The organism is Kocuria marina (genome assembly GCA_014652975.1).
GTDB classification, from domain to species: Bacteria; Actinomycetota; Actinomycetes; order Actinomycetales; family Micrococcaceae; genus Kocuria; species Kocuria marina.
The window spans coordinates 92836-114239 of the sequence record BMZV01000005.1 but is presented as its reverse complement, the minus strand read 5'-3'; the positions used below and the strand labels follow the sequence as shown (position 1 = coordinate 114239).

Sequence of the window (21404 nt, the reverse complement as noted above, 5' to 3'; positions counted from 1 at the left end):
GTCACGTCCCGACTCAGTCGGTCAGTGCGCTGCGCAGCGTCCGTAGCGCCACGGACAGCGCGGCGAGTTCGGCGCCGGCGTCTCCGCTGTCGGCCATGGACTCGATCTCGTCCAGGACCTCCCGCAACCGCTCGAGCCGGTCCGCGTTCTCCTGCTCCCACGCCTGGATCTTCTCCTGGGCGTTGTCCCCCGGAGAGTCCAGGGCCTGACCCGCGAGCGCCACGAGCGTGGAGTACAGGTCCTCGCGCATGGCGATCCGGGCCATGTTCTCCCACCGCGTGGTCTGCGGCAGGGCCGTGATCCGGTTGAGCAGGTTCTCCAGGCCGTAGCGGTCGAACAGGGCGAAGTACACGCGGGCGATCATCTGCACGGTCACACCCTCGCCGGAACCCTGCGCGGTGTCGTCCGACGACGCCGCGGCGTCGCCGGGCTCGTACCCCGCGATGCCCTGCGCCTGGGCGAGCCGGGCGACGTCGAGCAGCGCGAACGCGTCGAGCAGTTCCGCCCATTCCACGGCGAGTGCGCGGGGCACGCCCTGGCGCTCGGCGAGCTCGGCCTCGGTCCGGGCGCGCTCGGCGGATTCCTCGCCCAGCAAGCGGTCGTTGCCGAAGCGCAGTGCCACGATGGGCCGGTACATCTCCACGAGCTCCTGGATTCCGGAGTCGGTGTCCTGGCGGTGCAGGAACCAGCGGACCACGCGGTCCAGCAGCCGCCGCATGCGCAGCGACATCCGGTTCCACAGCTCCAGGGGCACGTCCGCGTCCAGCTGGGCGTGGCGGGTGGCATAGCTCTCGAGCTCGAAGATCTCCATGGCCACAGTGAACGCGCGGGCCACGTCCACGAGGTCCGAACCGGAGTCGTCCACCACGCGGTACGCGAAGGCGATCCCGCCGTAGTTGATGATCTGGTTGGCCACCACGGTGGCGATGATCTCCCGGCGCAACGGGTGGGTGTCCAGCTTGTCATCGAAGCGCTCCCGGATCTGGGCCGGGAAGTACTGGGACAGCGTGCGGTGGAACCAGGGGTCGTCCGCGAGGTGGCTGTCCACGAGTGCCGCGGAAAGCTGGATCTTCGCGTACGCCGTGAGCACGGACAGCTCCGGGCCGGTCAGGGGCTGGCCCTGGGCGGCGCGCTCGCGCAGCTCGGAGTCGGAGGGCAGGAACTCCAGCTCCCGGTTGAGGTCCGCGTGCTTCTCCAACCAGTGCATGAGCCGGATGAACGTCTCGGTGAATTCCACACCGCGAGCGCGCTCGGTGGTCAGCAGGACGTTCTGGGCCACGTTGGTGCGGAGCACGAGTTCGGCGACCTCGTCCGTCATGGACTCGATGAACTCCGCGCGCTCGTCCGTGGAGAGCAGGCCGGCCTGGACCATGCCGTCCACCAGGATCTTGATATTGACCTCGCGGTCGGAGGACTCCACGCCGCCGGAGTTGTCGATCGCGTCCGTGTTGACCAGGATCCCGTTCAGCGCGGCCTCGGTGCGCCCGAGCTGGGTGGCCCCCAGGTTGCCGCCCTCACCGATGACCTTGACGCGCAGGTCCTCGCCGTTGACGCGGATGGCGTCGTTGGCCTTGTCCCCGACCTCCTGGTTGGTCTCGGTGTACGCCTTCACGTAGGTACCGATGCCACCGTTGTACAAAAGGTCCGCGGGCGCGAGCAGCACCCTGCGCACGAGTTCCTGCGGGCTGAGCGACTCGACGTCGTCCTCGATCCCGAGCGCCTCGCGCACCTGCGGGGTGATGGGCACGGACTTGTCCCGGCGCGAGTACACGCCGCCGCCCTCGGAGATCACGTCCCGGTCGAAGTCCTGCCACGAGGTACGCCCGGCGGTGAACAGCCGTTCGCGCTCCTGGTAGGAGGCCGCGGCGTTCGGGGTGGGGTCCAGGAAGATGTCCCGGTGGTCGAACGCGGCGATCAGGTGGATGTGCTCGGACAGCAGCATGCCGTTGCCGAACACGTCCCCGGACATGTCGCCCACGCCCACCACGGTGAACGCCTCGGACTGGGTGTCCACGCCCAGCTCGAAGAAGTGGCGCTTGACGGACTCCCACGCGCCGCGGGCGGTGATGCCCATGGCCTTGTGGTCGTAACCCACGGACCCACCGGACGCGAACGCGTCACCGAGCCAGAAGCCGCGCTCCAGGGAGATCGCGTTCGCGGTGTCGGAGAACGCGGCCGTGCCCTTGTCCGCGGCGACCACCAGGTAGGAGTCGTCGTCGTCGCGGCGCACCACGTTCTCGGGGTGCACCACGGTGTCCCCGGCCACACCGGAGGTCTCGGCCGACTCGCTCGCACCGCCCTCGGAGCCCGGGGTGGCATCACCGCGGGACGACGACGCCGTGTCCCGCGCGGTCTCGCCGGTCCCGTCCTGCGCGGTGCCGGTCTCGGCCTCGCGCTCGATGTTGTCGGTGACGTCCAGCAGGGAGGCGATGAACAGCTTGTAGGCCTCCCGACCCTCGGTCAGCCAGCCCTCGCGGTCGGTCGCGGGGTCCGGCAGTTGCTTGGGGAAGAACCCACCTTTCGCACCCGTGGGCACGATCACCGCGTTCTTGACCATCTGCGCCTTGACCAGCCCCAGCACCTCGGTGCGGAAGTCCTCGCGCCGGTCGGACCAGCGCAGACCGCCGCGGGCCACCTGGCCGAAGCGCAGGTGCGTGCCCTCCACGCGCGGGGACCACACCCAGATCTCGAAGGCCGGGCGCGGTTGCGGGGCCGCGGGGATGGCCGCCGGGTCCAGTTTGAACGCCATGGTGGGCCGGCTCTGGAACACGTTGGTGCGCAGCGTGGCCGTGACCACGTCCGCGAGCGCGCGGAACAGCCGGTCCGCATTCAGGCTGGGGACCCCGTCGAGCACCCCGGCCAGGCGCTCCAGGGCGCCGTTGCGCGCCTCGTCGCGGGCGGCGTCGTCGTCGGTGAAGCGGGAGGGGTCGAAGCTCGCCGAGAACAGCTCCGCGAGCTCGTGGGTGGCCCGCGGGTAGTCCACCAGGGTGTCCGCGATGAACTCGAACGAGTTGGGGTAGTTCAGCTGCAGCAGGTAGCGCACGTAGGCGCGCAGCACGGCCACGGTGCGCCAGCCCATGCGCTCGGTGAGCACCAGGCGGTCCAGGCTGTCCGACTCGGAGCGGTTGGAGAGCACCGCGCACAGGGTGTGCTCGATGAGGTCCTCCGTCTTGGCGTCCTCGGGGCCCTGGGGGTCCACACCCTCGGGCAGCTCCACACCGAAGTCGTAGAGCTGGAACTCGCGCCCGTCCGCGGGGGTGACCGTGTAGGGGCGCTGGTCCAGCACGGTCAGGCCCATGTTGTGCAGCAGCGGCAGCAGCTCGGTGAGGGACAGCGCCTGGGTGAGGTAGATGTTCAGCCGGACCTGGCCGTCCGCGGTCTGCGCCACGCGCACCTCCGCGGGCAGGTCAGGGTCGCGGCCCCACAGCTCTTCGCAGCGCTTGAGGTCCTGGATGGCCTCCTCGATCTCGTAGTCCTCGCGGTACGAGCCCGGGAACGCGTTCTCCCACACGGGGCCCAGCGCACCGGCCTTGTCATCCTCGAACTCCAGGCCGATCGCCCGGCCCAGGGACTCGGGCCAGGAGCGCACCGCCGCGCGCAGGCGGGCTTCGAGGTCCTCGTGGTCGAAGTCCCGCACCTCACCCGTGTAGGGCAGCCGGATGCGGAAGAACAGGCGGGCCAGGGAGGAGGAGGTCAGGCGCACCTCGAAGTCGATGGCCTCGGCGTCAAAGACCTCGAACAGCTGGGCCTCGATGCGCTGGCGCACCGAGGTGTTGTAGCGGTCCCTGGGCAGGAACACCACGGCGGACATGAAGCGCCCAAAGGTGTCCTGGCGCAGGAACAGACGGGTCTGGCGTCGTTCGTTGAGCCCCAGCACACCCCCCGCGGTCTCGTAGAGCTTCTCCGCGGACATGTGGAACAGCTCGTCCCGTGGGTAGTCCTCGATGATGCCCATGAGGTCACGGGCGGAGTGGGAGTCCGGGAGGAAGCCGAAGCGCTCGACCACCCGCTGCACCTTCTCGCGCACGAGCGGGGTCTGCTGGGCCGGGACCGAGTAGGCGTGGCGGGAGAACAGCCCGAGGATCAGGTACTCGCCATCCACATCCCCGTTCTCGGCGAACGTGCGCACCCCGATGTAGTCCAGGTACTCGCGGCGGTGGATCGAGGAGCGGCGGTTGGCCTTGGTCACGAACACCACCTGGTGGTCGCGCGCATGGGCGCTGCCCAGGCCCGTGAGCTTCTGGGCATGGCCCTCGGTGCCCTGCTCCCGCAGCAGCCCCAGGCCCGTGTCCGGGCGCGAGTGCAGCACGGCGTCCTCGCCGTCCACCTCGAGGTCGTAGCGCTTGATGCCCATGAACACGAAATTGCCGCCGCGCAGCCACTCCAGGAACTCCTGGGACGCGCCCACGTCCGGCAGCCGCGAGCCGTCCTCGAACGTGATGTCCTCCAGGGGCGCGAGGGAGTCGGCGATGCGTCGGGTCTGCTCCAGCATGGCCTCCTGGTCCTCCGCAACCCGGCGCACGTCCGCCACGAGCGCCTCGATGTGGCGCGCGAGCTCCCCGCGGGCCTGCTCGTCCAGGGTGCGGTGCAGCTCCACGCGGATCCAGGACTCCACGGCGGTGTGTGAGCGCCCACCGGCGGCGCCGCCCACGAGCTCGTCCGTGATGGGGATCGAGGTGGTGTCCCCGGAGGAGACCGCGGAGATGTTGGGGACCTCCCCCAGGGATCTCAGCACGTCCTCGGAGTCACGTGCGGCGAGCAGCAGCGGGTGCAGCACGAGCTTCGCGCCGCCCCAGTTGGCGGCGATCTCCGTGGTCAGCGTGGACACCAGGAACGGCATGTCCGTGGTGACCATGTACAGCACGGTGTCCCCGTGGTCCTCCCGGACCTCGATGCACAGTTCGTCCGTCCGGCGGCTGCGCCCGACCTCCCGGTGGCTCTCCGCCCGTTCCGTGAGCACCTGCTGGTCCGTGCCCGCCATGTCCGCGTCCGGGACCGAGCGGTAGTACTCGTTGAGCCACGCCTGCTCTGCACTCCATCGCGGCCGCTGCCACACCGTGGGGATGGCCTGGGTGGTGGCTTGAGGAGAGGTCACTGCTGCATCACGCCTTAGCTGTCGTTGAGTTGGGATGTCACTCCACGGCGTGGCTCGTGGTGCCCGGTGGGGCACGGCGCACAGACCTCCGCCGGACCGCTCGCCCCGGAACCCATGACGTCTGCCTAACCCACGGCCACACTGCCGCATGTTCCACCACCATAGGACCCCGCGAGCACCGGGACCAGACGCCGCGCGTGTTCGCGCGAGCGTTGCACGGCCCTACACTCATGCAGTTACGGTTTTCCCCTCGCACCCCGCCCACCGGCGACTGCGGGTGCCCCTGACCCCGCAGCCGGGGCGCAGGCCCGCCCCCCCCCACGACAGAAAGCAGAGCAGTCATGACCAACGTGAACCCATCGGATGTGGTGGCGAACGCCGTCACCGCCGGGGAGGCCAAGGCCACAGCGCCCTCCGGCGCCCTCGTGCTGCGCGGCGTGCTGGGCGGTGCCGTGCTCGCGGCCACCACCTCGTTCGCAGTGTCGGCCACCGTGAGCTCCGGCTCGCCCGTGGTGGGCGCCCTGCTCTTCCCCGCCGGCATCACCATCGTGATCCTCATGGGCATGGAGCTGCTCACCGGCGGCTTCGCCCTGACCCCCATGGCCGCGCTGCGCGGACTCGTCCCGTGGTCGGCCGTGGCCCGGTACTGCCTGATGGTGACCATCGGCCACATCATCGGGGCTGCGCTGTTCGCCCTGCTCTACGCGGGCACCCTCACGGGCTTCGGCTCCCACGACGCCGGCGCGCTGGGCAAGAAGTTCGCCGACACCGCCGCGGCCAAGACCACTGCCTACCAGGCCATGGGCTTCGCGGGCATGGTCACGGTGTTCGTCAAGGCCGTGCTGTGCAACTGGCTCGTGTCCCTGGGCGTGTTCATGGGCATGGTCTCCAAGGACACCATCGGCAAGATCGCCGCCATCTGGCTGCCCATCATGGCGTTCTTCGGCCTGGGCTTCGAGCACGCCGTGGTCAACTTCTTCATGATCCCCATGGGCATGCTCATGGGCGCGGACGTGGGGCTGGGCGACTGGTGGATCTGGAACCAGATCCCTGTGCTGCTGGGCAACCTGGTGGGTGGTTTCGTCTTCACCGGACTCGCGCTGATGTACGCGCACCGTCCGGCCCGCACGGAGGCCACCGAGACCGCGGCCGCTCGCCCCGGCGCAGAGCAGTAGTCCGGTAGGTCGGTCAGGGGGCGGCAGCCAGCTGCTGCGTGGTCACCTCGAGCACTTCCCCGTTCTGCAGGCTCGGCAGCTCGACCCCCAGGATCCGGCCCGCAGTCAGGCGGATGAACGTCCCGTGGGCCACGATCATCACGTCCTGCTGCGGGTACCGCGCGGCGATCTCGCGCAGTACCGCGATCCCCCGCTGCACCACGTGCTCGGCCGCCTCACCGTGCTCCTCCATGAACGCGTGCCGCTCGTCCTCTGTCATCCCGGTGCAGTCGTAGCCCTCCGCGTCCCCGAAGGAGCGCTCCGCGAGGTCCGCGTAGGTCCCCGCCGGTGCGAGTCCGAGCTGCGCCCCGATGATCCGGGCCGTCTCCCGTGCGCGCTGCAGGGGAGAGGAGACCAGCGCGTCCCAGTGTCGCCCCGACGCCGCGAGTTCCCGGCCCACCGCGCGGGCCTGTTCCCTGCCCGTGTCGTTGAGGGGGATGTCCGTGCGGCCCTGCAACAACCGTTGCAGGTTCCAGTCCGTCTGGCCGTGGCGGATCAGGGTCAGGGTCGTTTCGCTCACCCCACCAAACTACCCCGCGGGCACCCGGGTGCCGCAGCGGCGTCGTCCCCCTGTGGCGGGGACGCGGACGACGCCGCGCCCACCGCGGGTGCCGCGGACCGGGGGTTCCGTCGCGAGGGCGGACGACGACGGACCGGCACCCCGCTCGGAGATGCCGGTCCGTTGGAAGCTCTTGCCGCGGGCGACGCCGCGTGGCTCAGTGCGCGGGGCGCTCGTCCGTCTCGATGTCCACACGCTCCTTGCGCAGGGTCTCCTCGATCACCTCGGTGCGCTCGACGCGCTCGGCGACCAGTCGGACACGCTGGTACGGGACCCGCATGGTCTGCACCACGGGCTCGGTGCGGTACAGGATCAGTTCGTCCTCACCCACGGGCAGCTCGCGACCGTCCAGGAACGCCTGACGCTCCTCCTCGGTGATGGGGGTGCGCACCACGTTGGCCTCCTCCGAGGCGAGGGTGACCTCCTGGCGGACGGGCTCACTCACCACGTACTTGCGCAGCCGGGCACGGCCGGTGACCTCCTCCTCGCGGTTGATCACCAGACGCTCCTCGTGACGGATCACGGAAGCATGCTCGTCGTCCGGGGCTGCTGCGTGGCGGGGGTCGCGCGAGTCCTGCCCCGGTGCGGTGTTCTGTACTGCCATCCTGACCTCCTGGGAGAGTGTGGTTTTGAGATTAGCAGCCGGGTTCCGAATCGGCTCACCATGTAGCATCCTTAGATTCTTACTGGGTCCCGGGAGGTTGATCTGATGAGTTACTCGGATGACGGCAACGGTTATTTCACGCGTGCTCTGGACGCCGAGGACCGCGGTGAGCACGCCCTCGCGGAGACCGCGTACCGGCAGGCCATCGAGCTGTTCCACGAATCCGGCGACACCGCCAAGGAACTCGCCGCGTGCCACTACAACCTGGGCCACATCTACGTGGTCATGGAACGCACCAGCAAAGCCGTGGCGGAATACCGCACCGCGCTCGAGTACTTTTCCCAGCTCCCGGGCAGTGGCAAGCATAAGGCCCGCGCGCACCTGATCCTGGGGTCCCTGCTGGTCGAGACCGGGGAGTTGCGCGCGGCCGAGACCCAGTTGTTGGACGCCCTGGGCCAGTACCTGGACGCCCCCCACGAACCCCGCGACCAGGCCGACTGCTACAGCAACCTCGCACGGGTCTACCGCGAGACCCAGCGCAACGCGCAGGCTGTGACCGCCTACAACCGCGCCGTGGACTTCTACGAGGAGGTCCCCGATTCCCTGCGCGACCGCTCCGACTGTTTCACGGAGCTCGGAACGGTCTACGAGAGCACGGGCAAACTCGACGAGGCCGCCGCCGCGTTCGCCGAGGCCGCCCGCCTGCGCCACGGCGCCGAGCAGCAGGGCGGGCGCCCGTGAGCACTCCCCTGATCTACGGGTGCATGACCCTGGGTGGCTCCTGGGGTCAGGAGTCCGTCCCGGCGTCCCAGTACGACGTCGCTCGCGAGGCCGTGTACGCCGCGCACCGGGCCGGGTTCGAACTCTTCGACCACGCGGACATCTACATCGGCGGCGCCTCTGAAACCCTGTTCGGTCGCATCCTGGCCGAGGACGCCCTGCTACGGCGCGCGGTGCGGATCCAGACCAAGTGCGGGATCAAGCTGCCGGGTAACACCGGGCCCCAGGACTCACCCGTCCACTACCGACTCGACCGTGACTCCGTGCGGTCCTCCCTGGAGGGGTCCCTGCAGCGGCTCGGCGTGGACCACGTGGAGCGGTTGTTCCTGCACCGCCCGGATCCGCTCACACCCCTGGGCGAGACCGCGCGGGCCCTGGACGAACTGCACCGTGAGGGCCTGATCGGTTCCGTGGGGCTGTCCAACATGACGCCGCATCACGTGGCCGCGTTCCAACAACTGTTGAGCGTGCCCGTGACCGCGGTGCAGATCCAGATGAGCCTGGCGCACCGCGATTTCGTGGAGTCCCAGGTGCTCGCCAATCACCCGGAGGGGACCGGGGTGTCGTTCCCCGGTGGGCTGCTCGCCCAGTGCATCGCGGACGAGATCGAGTTGCAGGCATGGGGTGCCATGGCCGGCGGGATCTATTCGGGTGCACCCGCGCCCGCGTCCGGAGCTACGTCCGCGCCGGCTGCCTCGTCCGGGGAGGACGGGATAGGCGGTGCGGAGGCCGGGGGTGCGGCGTCGTCTTCCGGCGGTGTGAACGAGGACCCCGTACGGCGGACGAGCGCCCTCGTGGAGCAGCTCGCCCAGCGCATGGGCGTGTCCCGCGAGGCCGTGGTGGTGGGCTGGTTGCTGCGCCACCCGTACGATATCCGCCCGATGGTGGGGACCCTGAACCCGCAGCGGATCGCCGCGTGCGCGCAGGCGCCGCGGGCCGCCGAGCTCATGACCCACGAGGACTGGTACGCACTGTGGACGGCGGCGCGGGGCCGTCCGCTGCCCTGATCCAGCCCCTGTCACCGCGGCCGTTCCGGCACGCGCCGCGTCCGTGTGGGCCCGGGTGGCATATATGCGTCGTCATCAAACGGTGACCTTCCGGTGCTTGCTCGCGCCCCTGCTTGGTGGATATTTTCTTCTGTGAAGCCGATGCGGCGGACTGCCGCGGGGCCGAAGAGGGAGAACAGGGCTATGGAGCATCGCTGGATGACCCCGTTGCACGGGCATGTCGTGTGCCGCCCGGAACAGTTCGGGTACCGCACGGACCTGGGCGTGCTGGACGCACCGGCCGGGCGCTCGCTGCGAGTGGACGAGCACACGGTCGTGGAACTGCGTGTGGGTTCCTTGCACCACCAGTGCGTGATCACCCACGCCGGGGAGCAGTGGGTCGAGACCGTGGGTCTGTTCGAGGACACCGCAGCGCAACTGCCCACGCTGTGCAGCATCGCCCACCCCACGCCGTTCGCCTCGCACGTGGAAGTGGGCTGCACAGTCACCGAGCACTCCCCTCGCGGTCTGCAGCGGGAGCTCGCGCGCCTGCACGACACCCTGGATGCGGCACCCCTGGCCGTGTGCGTCCAGGACACCGAGGACCCCGCGGCGGTCACCGCTGCCATGTGCCACGCGGACCCGGACTCCCACGCCGTGCTGTGGTGGACGTGGCGGGTCTTGCCGGAAAGCGGCCACATCCTGCGCACCCGCGCGCAGCTGCGGTTGCGGACCCCGGTGAAGCTCGCCGCCTGAGCGGCGTCGGCGCGGTGCGCGGGTGTGCGCAGGTCAGAACGGCGACGGCGCCGTATACGGTTCCAGCAGTTCGCGCTGTTCGGGGGTCAGGCGCACCACCGTGCGCGTGCTCGGGAGGTAGAACGCGAGCTGGGTCTGGGCGCGGACGCAGGGAGCGCCGTCGGCGAAGTCGAGGATCTCGAATCCCAGGACCAGGGTGGCGGCCCGGGCGGAGACCACCCACACGCGCACATCCACGGGGACGTTGCGGTACGCCAGGGGGCGCAAGTACTTGACCCGGTGCTCGGCGATCAGCGCCTGGGTGCCCTCCGGGAGCACTGAGAACAAGGGGATCTTGGCCGGCAGGACCTGCTCGCCCGTGCCTACGGGGACGCCGAACGCGGCGATGCGCGCTTCCTCGAGCACACGGACGACCTCCACGTTGTTCACGTGGCCGTACGAGTCCATGTCCCCCCACCGGAGCGGAACCTGGCAGGTCATCGAACGTTCGAGGTGGTCGTTCGAGCGCATGAGCTGACTCCTTGGTGGGTGTTTACCGGTACGAGATGCAGAAGCCTCGGAAGGGGTTCCGCTGGATGAGATGATATCCGCGGCATTCCTGTAAAGCCCCACATCGGAAGGACATCCGTGGCACACGCGGCCCCCGAGCAGACCCTCGCCAAGAAGCGGCGGTGGCCCCTGCTGGTGTTGACCGTCCTGACGATCCTCGTGGTGCTGTGGCTCGCGGTGTGCCACGCCGTGCTGGACAACCCCCGCGTGGATCCGCCGAAACGATCTGACGCGGTGTTCGTGCTCGGACCGCCGGACACGTCCCGTATGGCCTACGCGGAGGACCTCGTGTTCAACCAGCACGTGGCGGACACGCTGGTGATCTCCGCCCCGGACCCCCAGCCGTACGAACCACCGCAGATGCAGGAGTACTACTCGACCCGCCCGTTCTGCGCGCCCCGGGAGGGCGTGGAGGTGATCTGCTTCAAACCGGATCCGTCCACGACCCAGGGCGAGGCCATGGAGCTGCAGAAGCTTTTCGAGGAACGCGGGTGGGACACCGTGACCGCCGTGACCTTCACCCAGCACGTGCCCCGATCGCGGCTCATCCTCTCCCGCTGTTATCCCGGTGAGCTACGCATGTCCGCCGTGGACTTCCACATCACGGGCAAGAGCCTGCTCATGCAGTACCTGCACCAGACGGGCGGCTTCATCAAGGCCTGGCTCACACCGGGGTGCAATCAGCAGCTCCCCTGGAACCCCAAGTCTCTGGACTGACGCTTCACGCTCACGAATCGAGGGGTGGTGCGCGGGCCCACCCACGCTGGTTCGGCAGGGCAGGACATGGCCCCACGCGGGTGACTGAGGCGCGGTGCACCGACCGTCGTGAACGGATGGCACGGGGCATGGACGCGCGGTGGTCGACTGCCGCGCACAGTGCGGATCCGAGCAGGTCGCCGAGGCGGCCTCCGCAGCCGCTTATGCAGGTCGGAACCGGTTCCTACCCTGGGGTTTGCTTCTTCCCCGAGGTCTTGAGAGGACCACCACCATGCCCAGGTTCCCCCGATGATGGGCCCCAGCCATGCCGCGTGCGGTGCAGCCGCGTGGGTGGCGCTGACCGGTACCTACACCGTGCACCTCGCCGACGTCTCCGTTCCGGTGGGTTTGGGGGTGATGCCCGTGGGCGACCCCGGCGTCATCACCGGCGCGCTGATCTGCGCCGGCGCGGCCCTGCTCCCGGATCTCGACCACCCCGGGGGCACGGTCGCCCGCTCCCTCCCGCCACTGTCCACGTGGGTGGCCCGGGCGGTCGGCAAACTCTCCGGGGGCCACCGCAGGGCCACACACTCGCTCGTGGGGCTGCTCCTGATCATCGTCCTCGCGCTGTTGTCCCAGCGCGCGTCCGTCCCCGTGGGGGACGCCCTGCGCTGGAACTCCTTCTCCTGGCCGGGGACGGAAGGTCAGGCGGGAGAGATCCCGGACGCCGCGGCGTCGTTACCAGGACAGGTTTGGCCCCTGGCGGCGGTGCTGTCCGTGCTGCTCATCGCGTGCGCGGTGAAGGTCCTGGCGTTCGTCCCGGACCGGCTCTCCCACGCGAACTGGATCGTGGGCATCCTACTGGGGGCGTTCGTCGCGGCGAATCCCCCGCAGGACCCGCGCTGGTTCGTGGTGGCCGTGGGTCTCGGATGCGCCGTGCACATGCTGGGGGACCTGCTCACGACCCAGGGGATCCACCTGTTGTGGCCCCTGCGCACGTCCCTGCCGCTGCCTACCACGTTCTACAAAGGCCGCTCGTTCGTGCGCTTCCCCGTGCTCGGCAACGCGGGCTCCGCCCGGGAGATCGCCCTGCTGGTCCCGGTGACGCTCTACGCGCTCGCCGGACTGTTCTGCGCCGGCGTCACGTGGGCGGGACTCACGGTGAGCATCTGAGGCGCCACAGCGCCGTCGCCCCTACCGAGAGTTCGACGACGCCGCGATTCGCCAAACGTCGCACGCGTCAGGTATTCTTTTCGACGTTGCTCACCGGCGAATGCCGCGTGGAACAACGAGCGCGAGTGGCGGAATAGGCAGACGCGCACGGTTCAGGTCCGTGTGCCCGAGAGGGCGTGGGGGTTCAACTCCCCCCTCGCGCACCGCAAGAAGTCCCGTTCGACCGGAAGGTCGGACGGGACTTCGTCATTCGCGGGGTCGGTCGAAGGCAACCGTTATCCGGCGCTCCCCACCGGACGGCTCCGTAGAACCGAAGCCGACGGAGACCGCGGGAACTCTCCGTATCGATGGTGCGGCCGGCCCCTCGCGCCGCCGCCCCCGCTCAATCCTCGGTCAGTTCGTACCGGGCCCCGTCCGGGGCGCGCCTGAGCACTCCCGTGTCCACGGCGTGCCGGTGGAAGAACGCGGCGTCGAGCACGAACATCCGCAGCCACCCGTTGAGCGCGGACTCCGCGACGGCTTCCCCGGGGCGCACGACCCGCCGGGCCACCGCGGCCACGACGTCGTCGACCCAGCGCACGGGCAGGTCCGGCACGCTGCGGATCAGATCCGCGCGCTGGCCGAGAAACTGCAGGCGCCGGTCGTGTCCCTGCGCGGGGGCCGGGGCATCACGCCCTCGTCCGGACCATGGACGCAACACCCCGGGTGGCACGCCCCGGACGCACGGTGGTTGCCGTGCGTCCGGGGTACCGGTCGGGTACCGCTACCCCCGACTCACCGTGACCTTACCGGTGGAGCGGTGCCACGTGGCCACCACACCGCGGGAAAAGCGCTGGGCCATACCGCCGGAGACGGCGTACTCGTCGGTCGCGGGGTACCCCCACGCGTGTTCGTGCCCGGCCTTCTGCCAGGCCGTACCGATCCCGCCGCTGAGCTTGATCACGCGGGTGCCCGTGGCCGGGGAGTACATGGCGCGGTAGCGGGCGTTGCCGTTGCGGAAGTCTTGGTAGGCGCCGCCGGGGATCTTGCGCTCCGCCATTACGGGATAGCCCCACCCGCGCTCCAGACCGGCAGCCTTGTAGGCGTTACCGATGCCGGTCCCCCACTTCACGGGGTGGGCGCCGGTCGCGGGGCTCCAGTAATACGTGTAGTTCTTCGTGAAGCCCTGGTAGACCCCGCCCGCGCGGCCCGTGGGCTTCTCCGCCGACGTCGGTTGCCCATATGCCCCCATCCCACCCGTGGCGACGTAGTCGGTCCGGATGGCCCCGCGCAGCCAGGACGTCTGAGGGGTGCCCCGTGTGGCGGTCTGGCCCGTCGTCGTCGGCGCGGGCGGCAGCGTGGCCAAACCCTGGGCGATCAGGCCCACGATGTCGTAGTCGTCGTGGTCGTAGCCCTGCAGGGTCTTGAGGGAGGCGCGGGTGAACCCGTCCGCCCGGAACCGCTTCATGCCCTGGGCTGCGGCGGCGGACGCGGACCACGTGGGTGGGTTGGTGCTGCCGGCCACGTCCTTGGTCCCCGCGTGCCATGTGATCGGGAGGGAGCGCACCGCGGCACTCGGCGCGGTCTGCATGCCGCTGGCACCGCCGCCGCCGATGATTGTCGCACCGCCGCCACGGATCCAGTTCTGCCGATCGGCCAGCAGCTCGTACGTGATGAACTCCGCGCCACCCGAGTAGCCGGCGAGCCACACGCGGGAGGTGTCCAGGTCGTAGGTCTTCACGAGGCTGTCCTTGAGCGCGCGAAAGTAGTCGCCGTTGCCGTCCGCGTCCTCCCACCACGTGATGCCGTTGGGCTTGAGCTTGTGGTCCGGGGAGATGGGGACCACCAGGATCATGTTCTTCTTGCGGGCCTGAGCGGCCAGTGCTGTGAGCGCGGTCCCTTGGGGGCTGTGCACCCAGGTCTCGCCGGGGTTGTCGTAGTCGCCGCCCAGGTAGAACAGCACACCCACGGCCTTCGAACGGTCGATGCCGTTCGTGTAGATGTGGTAGCTCGAGTTCTTGCCCGCGGCCTTGAAGGGTTTGTGATGGGCGGTCGCGGGAAGGGCGGGGGCCTGAGCCGCGTGCACGGGCGCCTCGGGAACCCGCGGCGCGGTCCGGACCGCGGGAACCGCGGGAGCGGTCACTGCGGGAGCGGTCACTGCGGGAGCGGCGTTCGCCGGGGCCAGGAATGACGGGGAGAGCGCCAACGGGGACAGCGCCGTGACCACGGCGAGGGCCGCCGCGGGCACCACGGAGGAACGGAAGAAACGCATGGGGGGCTGCTTTCTACATGGGGGGGGTATTCAGTTGTGGCCCGCTCGGTCAGCTCATTCCGGGCGCAGCGCTGGCCGAGCATCGGGGGAAATGCTCAGCCAGGTGAAGATCATGCCATCGGCGTGATCGAATTTTGCGAACGCGAAGCCCGTGCCGCGTTAATTTTTGGTGTCCCGGCCGCTCGCAGCCGTCGCCCCCCCCCACGACTGGCCGCCCGCGGCCGCCGATCCCGCCCCGATCAGCCCCTCATCCGGGTCACGACGTCGGTGAGCTGCGCGTCTTCCTCCTCGGTGATCCGCACGCCCAGATCCCGGACCTCGGTCACGATCTCCGGGGCCGTCAGTTCCCGCTGCCGGGTCGGCCGCCCAGGGGTGCGCACGGTGGTGCCGTGTTCGGTCACGGTCACGTGGCCCCGCGGGGTGTGCTTCATGACCATGAGGTGATGGCGGAATATGGACTCCGCACCGGTCGAGGTCTGCAGGTGGCCCATCCGCACGTCCGCGGGGTGGATGGTGGACTCGTCCAGCACGTGTTCCATGGCCCCGTCCCGCTCGAACGACCACACGGGCCAGCCCTCGTCCGTGACCCGCCCGATCGAGAAGGTGCGGTCCCCCTCCACGCGGCGCGCGCCGTCATCCAACGGGATGGGACCCGTGATGCTGAAACCGAAGCCGGGATCGCACAGGTAGCGTGTGCCGGCGAGGTCCACGAGCACGGTCATGTGGGTGCGGGGGCTGTCGAACGAACGCACGCGGCCCAGGGCGCGGCGCACGGTGAAGCCCAGCGTTTCCAGAACGGCCGCGAACAACTGCGAGTGCTCGAAGCAGTACCCGCCGCGGCGGCGTCGGACGAGTTGGTCCTGCACGGTCGCCAATTCCACCCCGGGATGCTGTCCGAGCAGCACCTCCACGTTGCTGAACGGGAACGTGAAAACATGGGCGCGGTGCAGCCGTTCGAGCAGGCTCAGGTCCCGCGGGGCGGCGGCGAGCTGCGCGGCGTCGACGTCCAATGCCGCGAGGTAGCCGGGGACGTCCACGTCCTCGATCCGCCACGGGGACGCGGGGCGTTCGTTCATCATGACCTCCGGGGGCACGGGAGCGGGCCGGTACGCGGGGCACGGCAAGGTTGACCCGGCATCATGGTGACACACGACCGCACCCCGACAAGGACCCGTCATGCATCCGCACACCACGTCCCCGTCCCCCTCATGAGCCGCGCTCCGGGACGCGTCGCCGGCTGGATGTGGGGTCTGCTCGTGGTGCTGGCCCTCGTGGTGGGTGCCGTGTGGGCCGGTTCGGGACCGCTGCGTTCGATCGTGTCGAGTGCCCCTCCCGCACTGGGCAGGGCGGAATGCACGGTGACCACGCAGGACGGGGACGTCCCTCTGACCCGCGAGGAGGCCAAAGCCGCGACCACCGCCGTCGTGCGCGGTGCGGACGCCTCCGCGGCACCCGGCGTGGAGCCGACTGTCATGGAGCGTCTCACGCACGGCCCGCCCGACGACGCCGGGCCCAGCCTGCGCTGCCGCGGGCACAGCAGCGAGGGACTCGAGGCGCAGGAGATCACCCCCTCCGGGCTGACGCCCCGGGCCGAAGCGGTCCGGGACGCGATGATCGAGGTCTTCGGCCCCCTGAGCCTCGGCGGTTTCGCCCCGGGCGGTGTGGGCCACGGACATGGCGAGAATTCCACGCACTACGACGGGCGCGCCGTCGACGTGTTCTTCCGCCCCGTGACGGAGGAGAACCGCCGGCAGGGGTGGCAGCTCGCGCACTGGCTCGTGGCCCACGCCGAGGACCTGGACGTCCAGTACGTGATCTTCGACGACATGGTCTGGGGTTCGCGCTCCCCCGCCGGGCGCTGGCACCTCTACAACGCGCCCGCGCCGGCGAACGAGATCCTGCGCCACCTGGACCACGTGCACGTGGACGTGGTGCGCGGGGAGCCCGCGTAATCGTCGCGCACTCCGGCCCGATCCCGTAACGTGACGAACCAGCCCGCACGGCACCCGTTGCGGTCCGTCCCAGCGCAGGAGGACACCCATGAACGCTCACGTGGTGGTTTTCGGAGCCACCGGATACACCGGCCGCCTGGTGGTCGAGTCCCTCGTGGAACGGGGAGTGCGCCCCGTCCTCGCCGGGCGCCGCGAACGGCCCCTGAACCAGCTGGCCTGCACGCTGGGCGGCCTGGACGTGCGGACCGCGGACCTGGCCGAGCCCGATTCCGTCCGCGCGCTGGTCTCCGAGGGGGACGTCCTGGTCACCACCGTGGGTCCCTTCGAGCGACTCGGGGACGTGGCCGCGGACGCCGCCGCGGCCCAGGGTGCCCACTACCTGGACTCGACGGGTGAGGTGGGCTTCGTGCGTCGGCTCCAGGAGCGCTATCCTGCCGCCGCGCCCGACGACGCCGCTGCACCGGGTGATGCGCCCCGCGGCACCATGCTGCCCGCATTCGGTTACGACTACGTGCCCGGGATCCTCGCGGGATCCCTGGCTCTGGAACGCGCCGGGGACCGCGCCGAGACCCTGCGGGTGGGCTACTTCGCCCCCGGGGCGGGCCCTACCGGGCTGAGCGGCGGGACCATGACCACCATGCTCGAAGAGCTGAGCAAACCGTTCCTGGTGTGGCGTGATCACCGGTGGAAGAAGCCGGGGCGGATACCGCGGCAACACACGTTCACGGTGGACGGGGCGAAGCGCAACACGGTGATGGTCCCCGGGAGCGAGATCGTGTTCCTGCCGGACGCGTTCCCGAAGGTTGCGAACATCGAGGTGTTCAACGGGTGGTTCTCCGCGCCGGGGCCAGTCATGAAGGCTGCGCTGCCCGTGATGGCCGTGGCCGGTTCCTCGTCCCTGGCCCGCAAGGCGCTCGGCAAGGGCATCACCGCCCTGACCGGTTCCGAGGGTGGGCCCAGTGCCAGTGAGCGGGTGAAGTCGTCCTCCCTGGCCATCGCTGTGGCCACCGATTCCCGGGGCGAGACCGTGTCCGAGGTCCGCGTGGCGGGTCCCAACGTCTACACGCTCACCGGCCACCTGTTGGCGGCCGGCGCGGAGCACGTGCTCAAGGACCGTTCACGGGCGCGCGGGGTGGTGGGCCCGCTGCAGGCCTTCGGCATGGAAGGCCTCGTGGAGCTGTGCGCTTCGGCGGGGTTGCGGGAGGTCAGCCCCGGGGCGGCTCGCTGACCGCGGTCGAGCCGCCTTCCACGTGAGGATCTGCCGATGACGACGCCCCGGTCGCTGAGACCCCGGACGACGGCGCTCCGCGCACCGCGGCGACGTTCCCCCGGTGGGTAGACACGGCGTCGTCGGCATCCGAGGACTCACGGCCGGCGGCATCGGAGGAGTGAACGTCGTCGTCGCCGTGCTTCTTGCCGAAGGGCAGCACGTGGACGATGCCCACGATGATGGAACCCCACACGATGCCCAGCACCAGGGCGCAGAACGTCTCCACGAGCCACGCGAGCGCGGGGCCCACCCCGGCCACGTGGTGCACTGACTCGCCCAGGTGGTGGACCCAGTCGTACACTGGGGTGAACCCGAGGTCGGCCATGCCCACCAGGATGATGTGCCCGCCCACCCACAGCATGGCGAAGACACCCACGATCGAGATCACGGACAGCACCGTGGGCATGGCCTTGACCAGGCCCCGGCCGAACTTCTGGGCGCCCTCGGAGTCCTTCTGGGCCAGGGCCAGGCCGATGTCGTCCATCTTCACGATCAGGGCCACGACGCCGTAGACGAGCACCGTGATGAAGATCGCCACCACGATCAGGATGAGCGTGCGGGTCAGGAACGGCTCGTGGGAGACCTCGTTGAGCGCGATCACCATGATCTCCGCGCTGAGGATCAGGTCCGTGCGGATCGCCCCGGAGGTGATCTTCTTCTCCGCCTCCGGACCGCGGTCCGCGGCGGGTTCGTTGGGGGCGTGCTCCTGGTGGGACAGGTGCTCGATCACCTTTTCCGCGCCCTCGAAGCACAGGTACGTGCCGCCCAGCATCAGCAGCGGCGTGAGCAACCACGGCGCGAACTGGCTCAGGATCAGGGCCACCGGCAGGATGATCAGCAGCTTGTTGCGCAGGGAGCCGATCGTGATCTTCTTGATGATCGGTAGTTCCCGCTTGGGGTTAACACCCTGCACGAATCGCGGGGCCACCGCGGTGTCGTCGACGACGACGCCCGCGGCCTTGGCGCTCGCACGCCCCGCCGCCCCGGCAACGTCGTCCACACTCGCGGCGGTCAGCTTGGCGAGTGCCGCGATGTCATCCAGCAGCGCAGCCAGTCCAGCGGCCATCAGGCTCCCTCAATCCATGTGCTCAGCTATCTCGATTAAGGACAAGCGTAAAGGGTGCCGCGGCCGGCGCGAACCACGAGCGGCATCGGCCCCTGTCCGAGGTAGTTCGCGCCTCGGTCGCCGAGACCGCTACGCGCGGTCGATTCCGCTGCGGTGCAGATCGGCCATCGCCTGTGCGACCACGACGGCGCGTTCGGGGCCCAGGACGTCCACGAACGTGGCCGTCATCGTCTCGGCCACGAGATCACGGACCTTCCCTGCCGTGGTGCGGCCTTCGGCGGTGAGCTCGAGGTAGACGACGCGCCGGTCCTCGGGACACGGGGCACGCCGGACCAGGCCGCGCTTGGTGAGCCGGTCCGCGACCTTGGTGAAACCGCCGGTGCTGAAGGCCACCTGACGGGCCAATTCGGCCATGGGCATGCGCTGGTGCGGGGTGCGCGTCAGCCGCAGCAACGCCTCGGCCTCCGCGGCGTTCAACGCATGGGCCGCGGCCACCTCTCGGTGCAGGTTCTTGTTGGTGCTCTGGAACCCCTCGATCACCTGGCCCCACAGGGTCACGGGGTCCACCGCCTGGGCAGCGGTGTCGGTGTGCGCGGTCATGATCTCCCCTTTCGAGCCCTTCGAGCCCTTAGAACTCGTTGAGCTGAGGGATGATTTTACCTCGCCACGGAAACATTTGTCCAAGAATCTTCTTGCGCGGCCACCCCTAGCCCCGCACCCTGTCCCGACCCCTTGAGCGGACCCCGACCGCAAGTTAGTCTTGCGAGGAAGATATTTCTGTTCAAATGAGTTCATCTCCACCCGGACCGCCCCGTCGCATCCCGGACCCGCGCCGGGAGGCCGCGACAGCAGCGTCGTCGTCTCCGGCGAACGCAGCCGGCGCGCGAAACCACGAGGAGCCGCCATGACCGAGCAGGACCGCTTCTTCCTGGACAAGTCCGACCCCTCCAGCTGGCGGGCGGTCAACGCCTTCTCCCGCAAGGTCGGGGCCGCGGCCGAGGACGCGGGCATCCCCGCCTCGGTCGTGGAACTGGTCAACGTGCGGGTGTCCCAGCTCAACGGGTGCGCGTTCTGCCTGGACCTGCACGTCCGCAAGGCCGAGACTGCCGGGGTGACCGCGCAGCAACTCGCAGTGCTCCCCGCATGGCGTGACACCGTTCTTTTCAATGCCGTGGAACGGGCCGCCCTGATCATCGCCGAAACGGTCACCCTGCTGCCCGACGAGAACACGCGGCACGCCGAGCAGGCCGCGGCCCGGGAAGCACTGAACGACGAGCAGTACTCCGCCCTGCAGTGGACCGCGATCGCGATCAACGCCTTCAACCGGATCTCCATCCTGTCCGGACACCCCGTCCGTCCCCGTAAGACTGCGTCCGCGCCGGCCGGTGCGACCACGAGCAGCGGAGGTGCGCGATGACCAACCTGGAACGCAACCCGCAAGAGGTCCTGTGCACCGAGGCGATCGGTGCCGGGGCGGCCCTGCTGACCCCGCGGGACGTGCCCCTGGGTGGCCCGCGGGCGATGACCGTGCGCCGCACCCTCCCCCAGCGCCATCGCAGTCTCATCGGCGCGTGGTGTTTCCTGGACCACTACGGCCCCGATCCCGTGGCGGACACCGGGGGCATGTCCGTGGCGCGCCACCCGCACACCGGCCTGGCCACGGTGAGCTGGCTGTTCACCGGCGGCATCTCCCACCTGGACTCCGCCGGGTACAGCGCGGACGTGCGCCCCGGGGAGGTCAACCTCATGATCGCCGGGCGCGGGATCTCCCACCAGGAGTTCTCCGCCCCGGACACCACCACCCTGCACGGCGTGCAGCTGTGGTACGCCCTGCCGGACGACACCCGTCACATGGCACCGACCTTCGAGCACTACACGCCAGAGCCCGTGAAGAACCACGGCGCCGAGCTGCGGATATTCATCGGTGAGCTGGCCGGATCCACGTCCCCGGTGAACACCTACACACCCCCGCTGGTGGCCGCCGAGATCCTCATGGAGCCGGCAACGGAACTGGACCTGGACCTGGACCCGTCCTTCGAGCACGGGGTCCTGGTGGACACCGGGGACCTGAGCCTGAACTCGGCGCCGATCCCGGAGGACCACCTGGCCTACCTCCCCACGGGGCGGGACAGCGTGGTCCTAACCGCCGACGAGAAGCCCGTGCGGGCCATGCTCCTGGGCGGGGAGCCCCTGGGGGAGCAGATCGTGATGTGGTGGAACTTCGTGGGCCGCACCCACGAGGAGGTCATGGCCTACCGTGAGCAGTGGCAGGCCGAGATCGACGCCGAACCGGACCCCACCCCAGAGTCCGGAACTTACTCGGACGGGACCCCGTACCCGCGCTTCGGCCCCTTTCCCGACGGTCAGCCCGCGCCACTGCCGGCCCCGACTCTGCCCACCGTCACTTTGCGACCCCGCGGCTGAGCCCGCCCGATCCCACCCAGGAGAGTCCC

At 69.7% G+C, this 21404-nt stretch carries 19 protein-coding genes and 1 tRNA gene; 11 read left to right on the top strand and 9 right to left on the bottom strand.

Annotated features, from left to right (window positions below; all coding sequences use genetic code 11):
- Positions 1–13: 13 nt before the first annotated feature.
- Positions 14–5095: an NAD-glutamate dehydrogenase gene (locus tag IE157_RS11190; protein WP_193520008.1), complete on the bottom strand. Its 5082-nt coding sequence runs from the start codon at positions 5093–5095 to the stop codon at positions 14–16.
- 341 nt (positions 5096–5436) lie between these two features.
- Between IE157_RS11190 and IE157_RS11185 the strand changes: the two genes are divergently transcribed.
- On the top strand, positions 5437–6270 hold the full coding sequence (locus IE157_RS11185) for a formate/nitrite transporter family protein (RefSeq protein WP_167318880.1): 834 nt from the start codon (positions 5437–5439) through the stop codon (positions 6268–6270).
- Between the two features lie 13 nt (positions 6271–6283).
- Here IE157_RS11185 and IE157_RS11180 read toward each other — a convergent pair whose 3' ends face one another.
- The gene (locus IE157_RS11180) at positions 6284–6829 is read right to left on the bottom strand and encodes a histidine phosphatase family protein (RefSeq protein ID WP_193520007.1); all 546 of its coding nucleotides are present in this window, start codon (positions 6827–6829) and stop codon (positions 6284–6286) included.
- A 196-nt stretch (positions 6830–7025) separates the two neighbouring features.
- A complete protein-coding gene (locus IE157_RS11175) occupies positions 7026–7472 on the bottom strand; it encodes a YsnF/AvaK domain-containing protein (RefSeq protein WP_064845575.1) in 447 nt (148 codons plus the stop codon).
- Positions 7473–7577: 105 nt separating this feature from the next.
- Here IE157_RS11175 and IE157_RS11170 point away from each other — a divergent pair, with 105 nt between their 5' ends.
- The 3 genes from IE157_RS11170 to IE157_RS11160 all read left to right on the top strand — a co-directional run bounded on the left by IE157_RS11170 (position 7578) and on the right by IE157_RS11160 (position 9994).
- On the top strand, positions 7578–8213 hold the full coding sequence (locus IE157_RS11170) for a tetratricopeptide repeat protein (RefSeq protein ID WP_064845576.1): 636 nt from the start codon (positions 7578–7580) through the stop codon (positions 8211–8213).
- On the top strand, positions 8210–9259 hold the full coding sequence (locus IE157_RS11165; RefSeq protein WP_193520006.1) for an aldo/keto reductase: 1050 nt from the start codon (positions 8210–8212) through the stop codon (positions 9257–9259). The genes IE157_RS11170 and IE157_RS11165 overlap by 4 nt, the downstream gene beginning before the upstream one ends.
- Before the next feature lie 198 nt (positions 9260–9457).
- Positions 9458–9994 carry a DUF2617 family protein gene (locus IE157_RS11160; RefSeq protein ID WP_318281452.1) on the top strand — a complete coding sequence of 179 codons (537 nt, stop codon included), beginning with the start codon at positions 9458–9460 and terminating at the stop codon, positions 9992–9994.
- Between the two features lie 33 nt (positions 9995–10027).
- Here the strand turns inward: IE157_RS11160 and IE157_RS11155 are convergent, their stop codons facing one another.
- Positions 10028–10504 (bottom strand): acyl-CoA thioesterase, encoded by a 477-nt coding sequence (locus IE157_RS11155; protein ID WP_064845578.1) that lies wholly within the window; start codon positions 10502–10504, stop codon positions 10028–10030.
- Between the two features lie 117 nt (positions 10505–10621).
- Here IE157_RS11155 and IE157_RS11150 point away from each other — a divergent pair, with 117 nt between their 5' ends.
- The 3 genes from IE157_RS11150 (at position 10622) to IE157_RS11140 (ending at position 12615) form a co-directional block, all read left to right on the top strand.
- The gene (locus IE157_RS11150; protein ID WP_318281451.1) at positions 10622–11260 is read left to right on the top strand and encodes a YdcF family protein; all 639 of its coding nucleotides are present in this window, start codon (positions 10622–10624) and stop codon (positions 11258–11260) included.
- A gap of 288 nt (positions 11261–11548) precedes the next feature.
- Positions 11549–12412 (top strand): metal-dependent hydrolase, encoded by an 864-nt coding sequence (locus IE157_RS11145; RefSeq protein WP_162230035.1) that lies wholly within the window; start codon positions 11549–11551, stop codon positions 12410–12412.
- Positions 12413–12531: 119 nt separating this feature from the next.
- Positions 12532–12615, top strand: a tRNA-Leu gene (locus IE157_RS11140).
- 179 nt (positions 12616–12794) lie between these two features.
- On the opposite strand, the gene IE157_RS11135 is transcribed toward IE157_RS11140, so the two are convergent.
- From IE157_RS11135 to IE157_RS11125, 3 genes are all read right to left on the bottom strand, one after another.
- Complete coding sequence (locus IE157_RS11135; RefSeq protein ID WP_193520004.1) at positions 12795–13007, bottom strand: DUF2087 domain-containing protein; 213 nt, start codon at positions 13005–13007, stop codon at positions 12795–12797.
- A gap of 168 nt (positions 13008–13175) precedes the next feature.
- Positions 13176–14663: an LGFP repeat-containing protein gene (locus tag IE157_RS11130; protein ID WP_318281450.1), complete on the bottom strand. Its 1488-nt coding sequence runs from the start codon at positions 14661–14663 to the stop codon at positions 13176–13178.
- Positions 14664–14902: 239 nt separating this feature from the next.
- Positions 14903–15742: an arylamine N-acetyltransferase family protein gene (locus tag IE157_RS11125; RefSeq protein ID WP_193520003.1), complete on the bottom strand. Its 840-nt coding sequence runs from the start codon at positions 15740–15742 to the stop codon at positions 14903–14905.
- A 129-nt stretch (positions 15743–15871) separates the two neighbouring features.
- Between IE157_RS11125 and IE157_RS11120 the strand changes: the two genes are divergently transcribed.
- A complete protein-coding gene (locus IE157_RS11120) occupies positions 15872–16615 on the top strand; it encodes a hypothetical protein (protein ID WP_064845583.1) in 744 nt (247 codons plus the stop codon).
- 88 nt (positions 16616–16703) lie between these two features.
- On the top strand, positions 16704–17843 hold the full coding sequence (locus IE157_RS11115) for a saccharopine dehydrogenase family protein (RefSeq protein WP_144998481.1): 1140 nt from the start codon (positions 16704–16706) through the stop codon (positions 17841–17843).
- Here IE157_RS11115 and IE157_RS11110 read toward each other — a convergent pair.
- Together IE157_RS11110 and IE157_RS11105 are read right to left on the bottom strand one after the other, a co-directional pair.
- Positions 17821–18951, bottom strand: coding sequence for a DUF808 domain-containing protein (locus tag IE157_RS11110; RefSeq protein ID WP_144998483.1), 1131 nt, complete (start codon positions 18949–18951; stop codon positions 17821–17823). The genes IE157_RS11115 and IE157_RS11110 overlap by 23 nt on opposite strands.
- A gap of 129 nt (positions 18952–19080) precedes the next feature.
- Positions 19081–19551 carry a MarR family winged helix-turn-helix transcriptional regulator gene (locus IE157_RS11105; RefSeq protein WP_064845586.1) on the bottom strand — a complete coding sequence of 157 codons (471 nt, stop codon included), beginning with the start codon at positions 19549–19551 and terminating at the stop codon, positions 19081–19083.
- Positions 19552–19855: 304 nt separating this feature from the next.
- On the opposite strand from IE157_RS11105, the gene IE157_RS11100 reads away from it, so the two are divergent.
- Both IE157_RS11100 and IE157_RS11095 read left to right on the top strand, forming a co-directional pair.
- On the top strand, positions 19856–20368 hold the full coding sequence (locus tag IE157_RS11100; protein WP_193520002.1) for a carboxymuconolactone decarboxylase family protein: 513 nt from the start codon (positions 19856–19858) through the stop codon (positions 20366–20368).
- On the top strand, positions 20365–21375 hold the full coding sequence (locus tag IE157_RS11095) for a pirin family protein (protein ID WP_193520001.1): 1011 nt from the start codon (positions 20365–20367) through the stop codon (positions 21373–21375). Before IE157_RS11100 ends, IE157_RS11095 begins: the two co-directional genes overlap by 4 nt.
- The last annotated feature ends 29 nt before the right edge of the window (positions 21376–21404 follow it).